Source organism: Niallia yueguangensis (assembly GCF_052663115.1).
This window is the reverse complement of record NZ_JBQTCX010000016.1, coordinates 40,705-51,426: the sequence shown is the minus strand read 5'-3', so window position 1 is coordinate 51,426 and position 10,722 is coordinate 40,705. Positions and strand designations below refer to the sequence as shown.

Sequence of the window (10,722 nt, the reverse complement as noted above, 5' to 3'; positions counted from 1 at the left end):
GGGTCTGACCCCAATTTCATCTGACCCAATTTCATCAAGCTAAGCTTCAAAAAACAGGAAAATAAGCAACTAAATAGGAAGTAAGGGTTTCCGTTCTGTTCTCCGAGGCTTACCGCTCGCTTTCCACGGGGCGAGCGCCGAGCCTCCTCGTCGCTTTGCTCCTGTGGGGTCTCGTCTTTCTCGCTAATCCCGTAGGAGTCGAGCGGACGCCTCTCCAAACAAATGCGGTATTTCTTTTAAATAAAGCGTATCCCATAAATAGGATCATAAAAAAGGCAATAGGATGCCCGGGCGTATCTATACAAGTCGCTAAACCTGATTCGATTGTGAAACTTTCTGAATCTACAACAGAAGAAAATGGCGTACAATTTGTAGATACAAAAGTCGTTGCTGATTTCTATGGTGTAACTACCGAAACCGTTCGCAACTGGATTAAAGACGGGAAGATTTCTGGAAAACAATTATCTGGACATCGGGGAAAGTGGTTTATTCCTGCAGAGGAATTTGAATACTTTAAATCGCAAGAAGAAGCAGACGATACAGAGGGTAATATAAAAGAGCTTCTTGGAGAGAATTATACCGAAGATTGGGACGTAGAACTAGACGAAGATAAATAAAGGGGAGAAACGAGTGTGAAGCTCTTCCCATTCTTGAACATGCAGCCACTGCTATCAGGATGGAGCCTTTACGTTGCCTAACATCACAGTAGAGGAAATGAAAGAAAGAGTAAAAGAGAAGATCATTGAATTCGGTATGCCTAAATTTATAGCAGGTCTTTTGACGAGAAATATCCATAAGCTTGAGCGATCGAATTAATAAATACAGAAGCTAGGTCTTCTTCTCTTTACGAGTAAAACCTAGCTTTTTTTGATCAAAAATCCCAATAGATTTCCCTGCTATTCGATAGAACGATAGAATCGTTCCGGCCATTCCATCTTAGGGTGAAAATTGTACAACAATGATTGAGTGAATATGACAGCATTCACCCATTCTGTTTTAAACATGAGCGGTTTTTTATGAAGCCATGCCAAAGGATCGATGGGAACGGAAAAATCAATATATTCCTCAAAGCTTCCTTCGAACCCTTTTGTCCAAAATCTTTTTAACGGGTGAAGAGGAACACGACCGCCATTTTTCACATGTTCATAGGTGTCTTGAAGCCATTCTTGAATTGGAATTCCTGTCAATGGTTCGTTCATCTGCTGCCATCCACATAAAAGTGAGCCATGCTTCCCCCACTCGATTTGAATGATTGCCCTCTGATTGTTATTATGTGCCTCTTTTACCGCATCCTCTGACTCTAATACACGGGAATGGAACCAGCACATCACATTTGTTACCGATTCCGATTCAGGATCATATTCGACCCAAACCTCTTCATGATCACAAGGTTCATAGTCATCTGGAAAATCATAGTCATCTTCCCAAAATAAATGATAGCCAATCACAGGCTTAGAAGGATGATGAACAACGACTATATCCTTAAGTGGGAAGCATTCTTTTGGATTAATCATTAAAATTGGGCAAAACTTGTGAATGAGGCGTTCATCCTTTTCAGTTAAAGGAATAAGCGGCTCCATTTCTAGTACTTTGCGGTACAGATCGCCAGCTTTCCGAAGCTGTCCATCTAAATGGTAAAACTCTGCTTGTTTAGATACATAGCCCACTTGGTTTGGGTCTGCCTTTTTTAAAAGCTCCAGCTGATAAATCGCGTGTTCATAAAAATCAAGTTCTGCAATCTTCTTATTGTTCATTAATTCCGAGATTTTTTCATTTCTTTTCTTCCACTCGTCAAGAAAAGTATCGATCAAAATGGATTCCCCCTAAGTTTTCTGCTTGTTCGTTAACTCCATTAGTGTTTCAACTTCATGACTCGTTATCGAGTGAACACCCAGTTTCACGTACTTTTCCATTTCACGAGGTTCGTTAATCGTCCAAACTAAAACGGGCAAACAGCGTAATGCGGCAGCAGCTATTAACTCTTCAAGACAAATGCGGTAGTCAATATTGATTCCACAGCATGATGCTGCAATCGCATCCTGAAAAGTTTCCTTAATAAAAGATTCATAATCTTCCTTATTAGCTTCAAATAAGCTTTTACTAGCATTTAAGAGAACTTGATAAGGTCGATAGTTTCCCTTTAGAAAAGCAGCTCGATCCTTTTCACATCCGCTTATAATAGAAGATTCTCTCATCTTAAATTGTTCGACTGTCTTAATCATTGGATCGATCGCATGATCTTCTTTTACATCTAAATTGATCACTCGATTACTTTCTTTAATGAGCGGTAAAACCTCTTCTAGGCAAACCACCTTATCCGATTGAGTTAGATCATTCAATTCCTGGAATGTTACATCTTGGACGCGAATCATTCCGTGTTGTGTATGAAAATGTTCATCATGCAGCAGAACAACACTTCCATCTTTTGTAGATCTTACATCTACTTCAATCACATCTGCCCCAGATTTTATCCCTTCGATGACGGATTGAATGGAATTGGGGGGTGTCTTCATACAGCCAGTATGAGCTGTAATCAATGGTTTTCTCAATTTAACCACCTGTCTTTATTTAAGTTTGATCGTATTCAAAAGATCATTATGGATATTACCATTAGAGGCTACGAGCGATTCATGAAAGAGCTTGTATGGGTTTCCATCTTTATCTGTAACTGTTCCTCCAGCCTCCGTTACGATCAAAATTCCTGCCGCTGTATCCCACGGATTTAAACCTTCATGCCAGAATCCTGTTAATCTGCCAGAGGCTACTTGGCACAAATCTAGACTAGAAGCTCCAAACATCCGAATATTTCGGCTATTCCCTGCTAGCTTATCCATTTGCTGAAGAACGCGCGAACCAACTTTAAAGTCATTAGCCTGAAATCCAGTCGACACAATGGCTTCTGTTAATTTCATTTCTTGTCCAACACGAAGCGGCTGCTCATTTAAAAATGAACCCATTGATTTCCTTGCCGTATATAATTCACCTGTCATTGGATTCAAAACAACACCAATCACTGGTTCTTTATTGTTTACAATTCCTATTGACACTGAATAATATGGAATACCATGAATAAAATTGGTTGTACCATCAATCGGATCTATTATCCATCCGTAACCAGAATCAAATTGTTGAAAAGCTTGATAAGAATTTGCTTGACCGCAATCCTCTTCAGAGAGGATCCAGTGATCTGGAAAATCTTGTTTAATCTTTTGACGAAGCATCTTTTCCGTCATTTGATCAACTTCTGTGACTAGATCTGAAGCATTCTTTTTTTGGACAACCTCTCCCATGTTTCCAATATTTTCTTTAATCAAGCTCCCAGCCTGCTTCGCATACTCAATGGCCATATGATACAAGGTGTATTCTAAATCCTGTTTCATTTCTAATGTCATTTTTTTATCCTCTATTTTCTCTCTATTAATTTCGGACAAGTTCCTTCACAAGATCTTTCCTTACATTTTTTCCAGTAGTTTTTTCAAAAATATGCAGGGACTCAACATTGGTTGATAGGACCAATTCTTGCCCAATATTTAATCTCATATTAGGTTCGACAAAAAAATAAACCTGTTCATGACCAATATTGACATTGATCATTTGAGAATGCCCAATCGGTTCAATAAGTTGAACCGTCCCATTCATCCGAATTTCCCCTTCTAATCCTAATTTAAGATCATGTGGACGTATCCCAATCGTGACATCCAATTGATTCGTACTTATATCAAGTAGTGACCGATCAAAATAAAGCGTTGATTTTGAGAATGTGAGCTCAGCTTTTTGATCCGTTGAAGTTAGTTTTCCTTGGATAAAATTCATTGGTGGTGTGCCAATAAACTGAGCGACAAAAAAGTCCTTTGGATTTTTATATAAATCCATCGGCGTGCTGTATTGAATGACTTCTCCCTCTTTCATAACCGCAATTCGATCAGCCATCGTCATCGCTTCTTCTTGGTCATGGGTAACTAAAATCGTTGTAATGCCAAGTTCTTTTTGAATTCGAGAAATTTCCTTTCTCATTTCAATTTTCAATCTGGCATCTAGATTCGATAATGGTTCATCTAATAGAAGAACCTTTGGTTTTTTTACAATCGCACGAGCTAAAGCCACACGCTGCTGCTGGCCTCCTGATAATTGACTTGGCTTTCTATCTAGTAAGTGCCCTAGCTGTACCATTTCAGCTGCTTCTTTGGCTCTTTCATATCGTTTTTCCTTGCTTACTTTCTGTTGTTTTAACGGAAAAGCAATATTATCTAATACAGTCATATGAGGATATAAAGCATAGCTTTGAAACACCATGCCAATATTGCGATCCTTTGGCTCTACACCATTCACTAGCTGACCGTCAAAATATAAGTCACCACTATTCTGTTTATAAATACCGGCGATCATTAACATGGTTGTAGACTTACCACAGCCGCTTGGTCCAAGTAACGCAACAAGTTCTCCATCATGAATCGTTAAGTTTAAATCATTGATGGTGTTCGTTTGATGATTAAAGGATTTACAAATATTTTTCATTTCAATGATCATACACGTTTACCTCCTCCAGCACTAACTTGCATTAATGATTTTTGCGTAAAAATGAAAAATAGTAAGACTGGCAGCATATAAAACAAGGAAACAGCACACAAAAGCCCATAGTCCACCATATTTGGATCACTCATTAATTTATGAAGATATGCGGACAAGGTCACATTTTGATCGTTTAAAATAAAGGTATACAGCAATAAAAATTCAGACCAGCCAGATAGAAATGAAAAAATACTGATTGCTGCAATTCCAGGCTTAACAAGTGGAAGAACAATCGTATACCAAACCTTAATCCGGCTGCAGCCGTCAATCATCCCTGCCCATTCTACATCCCATGGTATATCGTCAAAAAAACCTTTCACAATCCATGCTGTCATCGGAATCTGCATCGCTGTTTTTACTAATACGACTCCCCAAAGCGAATCGAATAATCCCATAAAATTGAGGATATAAAATACGGCAATCAGAAGAGCTACACTAGGAAATGCATGTAAAATCAAAGTCGTTTTCATCAACGCTTGGCGCCCAGGAAATTCGATACGGGCTAACGCATACCCAGCCATCACACCGATGATCACTTCAAGAACAGTTAAACTTCCCGCAAATAGAAAAGAATTCCACGTAGCGAGCCAAATACTTGGGAGAACAGTCCCACCCTGCTCTACAGCTGTCCATAAAAACGTCCAATTTTCAAGCGTAAATGAAACAGGGATAAAACCAAATTTCATTTGTTCAGAAAAAGAACGCATTAACAGCCATAAATACATAAGAATAATTGGCATGGTCGTAATGCCAAGCACTCCGTAAGCAATGAAATAAGGAAGACGCTGCTTCCATTTAAGTGCAAAGGGCTTTACAGCTTTTGTTTCTTTATGAGAACTAGTTACATCCATTTTCAAGTCTCCTTTCCTACTCAATTCTTGAAGAACCAAGCATTTTTTTCATCCCAAACCATCTCCACATAATAAAAGTAAAGAGTAAAGCAAGGATCACAAGTACTAACGAAACAGCCGAACCATAGCCAAACTCAAAATTTTGAAAGGCTTTATGATAGGAGTACAAAGCCAGTACTTCACTTTCAAATAATGGACCGCCCTTTGTCAGTAAGATGATATATTCATACGATGTTAATAAGGATAAAAACTGCCAAATCGTTACAAACATAAGAGGCCAGCGAATCGACGGAATAATAATATCTTTAATGATTGACCATTGTGAAGCACCGTCCACTCTTGCCGCTTGAAACAAATCCTGTGGAATGGATTTGATCGCCGATGAAAAAATAATCATTCCGAATGAAGCTCCAATGAATCCATTAGCTACAATAATCGCCTCCATCGGATGAGAAATCAGCCATTCAGCTGGCGCCATGTCAAAAAGGGCTCTCAAGCTATTTAATACTCCGTATTCACTTGGGTCAAAAAACCATAACCAAAGCAAAATATACACTACCGGTGGAGAAATACGAGGTAACATCCAAATCGTCCGAAAAATAAGACCCACAGAATCCTTCTGAATAAAATAAGTTGTCAAGATCCCTAAAGCTAAACCAAAAAACACATTAATTAATAAGGTAAATCCCACATAAACGATCGTATTTTTTAAAACAAGCCAAATATTCGGGTCGCTTATTAACTTTTTAAAATTCAATAAACCGTTAAATTCCCATCTCATGGCAGAATCCATCCCAGTAAAAGCCAAAATAGCGATTAAAAGAACAGGAATAAAAAAGAACAGGGTAATTAAAAGGAAGAACGGTCCCAACATGATGGCAGGCAGCTTCCATTTATGAATAAAGGTTCCCAAATGCTAACCCTCCTTGAAAAAGCAGCCCCTAGCAGACATATGCTAAGAGCCAGCTGTTTTTGTTAAGTATCTTTTTTTGAAGCAAACGATCCTTATTCTTGGATTTTCAATTGATCACCAAGATCGTTTTTCAATTGAGTTTCTAAATCCTTCATAGCATCTTCAGGTTTTTTCTTTCCTAACTCAACAGCTTGAATCGCGTTAAATACCGCTTTTGAATACTTAGGGTATGCTTCATGATTCGGAAGGAATGTTGTATATTCAGACATATAAGCAACACTACCTAAAGTGATATCTGCTTTGAAATTTGGATCCTCAGCACCTGCTTTTGTTACAGGAAGATGCATGGTTTTTACGTTATGCTCTGTTTGAAGAGCTGGATCTGAAACTAGTTCTAATAAACGTTTTACTAACTCTGGATGTTCCGTTTGTGAAGAAACTGTATAAGCAAACGGGTGAGATAATGTTAGTGGTTTTCCACCTTTTTCAGCAGCTGGAATTAGCATCATCCCGAAATGCTCATTGGACCATTTTGCATCTACTTTTCCAAGTTGCTCATGGAAATTATCTTGGCTCCAGTTAAATACGTTCCAAATCCCGCCATAGTAAAATAGGATTTTTCCATTGACGATCAGTTTATGCACATTGTTCCATTCCATCGTTGTTAAATTTTCAGGAAGTAATTTTTTCTGTGCAAGTTCATCATAGTAGTTTAATTGTTTTGAAACGGCTTCTTTATCAAAAACGATTTTATTGTCTTTTTCATCATAAACTTTTCCGCCAAAATTATAGGCGATATATTGAAAGTCAGGACCATCTACTGGACGGTGGCCAATTCCATTTTCCACTAGCCCTTTTTTCTCCGCTTCTTCAGCTGTTTTGGTCATGTCTTCAAGGGTAAATTCTCCCTTTTTAACCATTTCCGGAAGCTTATTAATTTGCTCTTCGCTCCATCCAAGCTCCTTTAGAATATCTTTATTGTAGAAAACCGGACGAGCTTCCGTATCCTGCAAAGCACCCCAAACTTTATCTTTATAAGAAACAGCTTTCCAAAGAGTAGGGAATACATCCTTATATTCCTTTGATTTCTTTAGATCATCTAAAGGAAGAATGTAGTTTCCATCTGCTAGCCAACCAAGATTTTCATGACCTGTTGCATAAATATCCGGCTCTTTTTTTGCTTTAAACGCAAGGATAAATTGCTTAGCATAATCTTCCCAGCTACCATCAAAGGATTTTGTTTCGACTTTTACTTGTGTATTTTTCCCATCTTCCTTAAGCTCTGCATTTAATTTGTCAGCTGCTTTTACTAGATTTTCTACACGAGTTAATTCTTGACCAGCTGTTTGTGCCTCAATAATCACTGTTTCTGGTTCTTTCGATTCACTTTCAGTAGGCTTACTTTCTTGAGCACATCCTGCAAGAACTCCTATACCTAGAACAACTGTAGATAAGATACCAACTGCCTTTTTCTTCATCCTTCTCACCTCTGTGTTATTTTTGTAAAAAAGGGAACGTTCCCATAAAAGAAAGGGGGAATCAAAAATTAAGGGAACGTTCCCACACCAATTCTTTCTCAATTTGTTTTATGTCTTGCTTGTCCCCGTTACATGTATAAATGTACAGAAGATATGTTTAGCTCTTATTATGGGAATTTTAAGTTCATGTAAAAGTATGTTTATGAAATATTAACTTTCTTTATTTTTAGAGCTTACTAATTTTATAGAGGGAGAAGATAAAAAGAAATTAGAAATCACCCACCTTGAGTCGATGATCGAACGAACAGCTTAGGTTCGTATTCCATACAGAAAGGTTCTACCGTGTCTTTTTTAATAAGACGATCAAGCAAGGTAACTGCATCCTCTCCCATTTTCATTTTCTCAACATGAACTGTTGTTAAAGGAGGATAGCACATGCTCGCATAATCGATGTTATCAAAGCCAGCTACTGCTATTTCGTCAGGGATTTTTATTCCTTTTTCTAATAAGACTCTCACAGCACCCATCGCTAACATATCGTTTGTTGCAAAAATAGCTGTTGGTCTTTGTCCGATGAATTGCGGCCAAATTTGATGGAGTCCCTTATAGCCATCTTCATAAGCCGAAGTCGGAGAATAATAAATATTTTTTGATAAAACCTCAACACCCAGTTCCTTGAACCTCTCACAAAAGCCTTGCAATCGGAGCAAGTGACTTCGGTGCGCTTGAGGACCAGCGATCACAAAAACATTGCGATGACCTAATTGATACAAATACTCTGCAACCATCGCTCCACCTTTATAGTCTTGATTGACGATTTGGATGACGTCACTCTTGTCAGTCGTTCCATTCACAATTAAATAAGGAACCTGAAAGCTTTCAATGTGGCCTATCACTTCTTGACTCAGCCGGCTGATTAATATAAGTCCATCAACCCTTTTTTCATGCATGAAATCAGCAGACCTTAAAGACATTTCCCTATCAGTTGTGACAAATACTGAGTAGTTCAGACTTTCCGCCTTAAGTAGAATCGCATCTAGTATTTTTCCATAAAAAGGGTGAGATGCGATAGGATGGTGCTGCCGGTAGATAATGACGCCTATATTGTTTGTCTTTTGCGAAACCATCGCTCTTGCTACTCCATTTGGTTTATATTGGAGCTCTTCAATCGCCTTCAAAACCTTCTCCCGAGCTTGTTCACTCGTATATCCGTTGCCAGAGATCACTCGTGAAACGGTCGATTTAGAAACCCCTGCCCTTGAAGCAATGTCAATAATTGTATAACTCATACAACGACCCCCGACCTTCTCTATCTAATAATGTCATCAATCTATCATAACGCGCTTACATGATGATGTTGTTAAAACTATGTTAAGATTTTATGAAATTATGGGTAATCATTCCAAATGATCTTCGCTATATACTATAAAATAATCCTATCTGGACAGATTCTCTTCGGTTGTAGACGCTTTCACAAATTTAAAAGCCGATTTTTCCGAATCGAGTAGAGGGAAAATAAAATACATTATTTTCGCCCATAGGAATAGGGGCTTGCTTTCCGTTTCAGGATACTCGCTTTCCGTGGGGCGTGCGATGAGCCTCCTCGGCGCTTGCGCCTGCGGGGTCTCATCTTACCCGCTAATCCCACAGGAGTCTCGCACCTTCCACTTCAATCAAGCCGTTTTATCAATTAGTTGCTGTCGCTGAACTGGTGAAAACACCACCCTTTTAGAAATAGACTCAAGCGGCACATTCTGGTAGAACAACGTTGAATGATAACATAAGACCTTTTTTTTTCAGAAAACAGACTTTATCAAAACAAAAGTTGCAGGCTGCAAAGGAACTTTTAATTGAATAAAATAAGTACACATGAGTTGATGTGATTCATTTTTTCTCTAACTTTTTGAGCGTTACATCATTTCACTGTTCCCGTCCCATCAACATTCTTTTCCAAAGTTATCAAGCAATGCACGCACTTCATCTGTTGATTTCGTGTTCATCAATTGATTTCTTAATTCACCAGCTCCACGGAATCCTTTGACATAAATTTTGAAAAAGCGATGAAGCCCTGTGATTGAACGTGGCAGTGCTTCCGCATATTGATCTTGAAGATCAAGCTGCAGTCTTAAAAGATCAAGGTATTCTTTACTGCTATGCTCTTTTGGCTCTTTTTCAAAAGCAAAAGGATTTTTAAAAATACCTCGCCCGATCATAACGCCATCAATACCATATTGTTTTGCAAGCTGCATCCCAGTTTGACGGTCAGGAATGTCTCCATTGATTGTTAGCAGCGTATTTGGTGCGATACGGTCACGTAATTTTTTGATTTCCGGAATTAGCTCCCAATGCGCATCTACTTGGCTCATTTCCTTTCTTGTACGTAAATGAATAGAAAGGTTCGCAATATCCTGTTTTAAAATATGCGTTAGCCACTCCTCCCACTCATCTACATTCTTATAGCCAAGTCGTGTTTTCACGCTGACAGGCAGTCCGCCCGCTTTTGCTGCTTGAATAAGTTCTGCCGCAACATCTGGACGCAGAATAAGGCCACTCCCCTTCCCTCTCGATGCCACATTAGGTACAGGGCAGCCCATATTAATATCGATGCCTTTAAATCCTAGCTCTGCCATGCCAATACTCATTTGACGGAAATATTCGGGATTATCCCCCCAAATATGTGCCACCACCGGCTGTTCATCTTCTGTAAAAATCAAACGGCCACGCACACTTTTTATGCCATCTGGATGACAATAGCTATCCGAGTTTGTAAACTCTGTAAAAAATACATCCGGTCGACCAGCTTCACTTACTACGTGACGAAAAACAACATCTGTCACATCTTCCATTGGTGCAAGTACAAAAAATGGTCGTGGTAAATCACGCCAAAAATTATCTATCATTTCAAACTCAA

The 10,722-nt window shown here is 38.8% G+C and carries 10 protein-coding genes and 1 pseudogene; 2 read left to right on the top strand and 9 right to left on the bottom strand.

Features of this window, described 5'->3' with window-relative positions; all coding sequences use genetic code 11:
• Positions 1 to 326: 326 nt before the first annotated feature.
• Entirely contained in the window at positions 327 to 617 is a 291-nt protein-coding gene (locus ACTYA4_RS14965; RefSeq protein WP_443481270.1) for a helix-turn-helix domain-containing protein, read from the top strand.
• Positions 618 to 669: 52 nt separating this feature from the next.
• A pseudogene (locus tag ACTYA4_RS14960) lies at positions 670 to 816 on the top strand (zinc ribbon domain-containing protein); the annotation flags it as partial.
• An 80-nt stretch (positions 817 to 896) separates the two neighbouring features.
• Here the strand turns inward: ACTYA4_RS14960 and ACTYA4_RS14955 are convergent.
• The 9 genes from ACTYA4_RS14955 to ACTYA4_RS14915 form a co-directional block, all read right to left on the bottom strand.
• Complete coding sequence (locus tag ACTYA4_RS14955) at positions 897 to 1,811, bottom strand: hypothetical protein (protein WP_443481271.1); 915 nt, start codon at positions 1,809 to 1,811, stop codon at positions 897 to 899.
• Positions 1,812 to 1,823: 12 nt separating this feature from the next.
• Positions 1,824 to 2,549: a glycerophosphodiester phosphodiesterase gene (locus ACTYA4_RS14950; protein ID WP_443481272.1), complete on the bottom strand. Its 726-nt coding sequence runs from the start codon at positions 2,547 to 2,549 to the stop codon at positions 1,824 to 1,826.
• Between the two features lie 15 nt (positions 2,550 to 2,564).
• A complete protein-coding gene (locus tag ACTYA4_RS14945) occupies positions 2,565 to 3,392 on the bottom strand; it encodes an inositol monophosphatase family protein (RefSeq protein ID WP_443481273.1) in 828 nt (275 codons plus the stop codon).
• Positions 3,393 to 3,417: 25 nt separating this feature from the next.
• Entirely contained in the window at positions 3,418 to 4,527 is a 1,110-nt protein-coding gene (locus tag ACTYA4_RS14940; protein ID WP_443481274.1) for an ABC transporter ATP-binding protein, read from the bottom strand.
• On the bottom strand, positions 4,524 to 5,420 hold the full coding sequence (locus ACTYA4_RS14935) for a carbohydrate ABC transporter permease (protein WP_443481275.1): 897 nt from the start codon (positions 5,418 to 5,420) through the stop codon (positions 4,524 to 4,526). Before ACTYA4_RS14935 ends, ACTYA4_RS14940 begins: the two co-directional genes overlap by 4 nt.
• A gap of 16 nt (positions 5,421 to 5,436) precedes the next feature.
• Positions 5,437 to 6,294, bottom strand: a complete 858-nt coding sequence (locus tag ACTYA4_RS14930; RefSeq protein ID WP_443481344.1) for a carbohydrate ABC transporter permease — start codon at positions 6,292 to 6,294, stop codon at positions 5,437 to 5,439.
• Between the two features lie 131 nt (positions 6,295 to 6,425).
• Complete coding sequence (locus ACTYA4_RS14925) at positions 6,426 to 7,811, bottom strand: sugar ABC transporter substrate-binding protein (RefSeq protein ID WP_443481276.1); 1,386 nt, start codon at positions 7,809 to 7,811, stop codon at positions 6,426 to 6,428.
• Positions 7,812 to 8,086: 275 nt separating this feature from the next.
• Positions 8,087 to 9,100 (bottom strand): LacI family DNA-binding transcriptional regulator, encoded by a 1,014-nt coding sequence (locus ACTYA4_RS14920; RefSeq protein WP_443481277.1) that lies wholly within the window; start codon positions 9,098 to 9,100, stop codon positions 8,087 to 8,089.
• Positions 9,101 to 9,748: 648 nt separating this feature from the next.
• Positions 9,749 to 10,711 (bottom strand): tRNA dihydrouridine synthase, encoded by a 963-nt coding sequence (locus ACTYA4_RS14915; RefSeq protein ID WP_443481278.1) that lies wholly within the window; start codon positions 10,709 to 10,711, stop codon positions 9,749 to 9,751.
• Positions 10,712 to 10,722 lie beyond the last annotated feature (11 nt).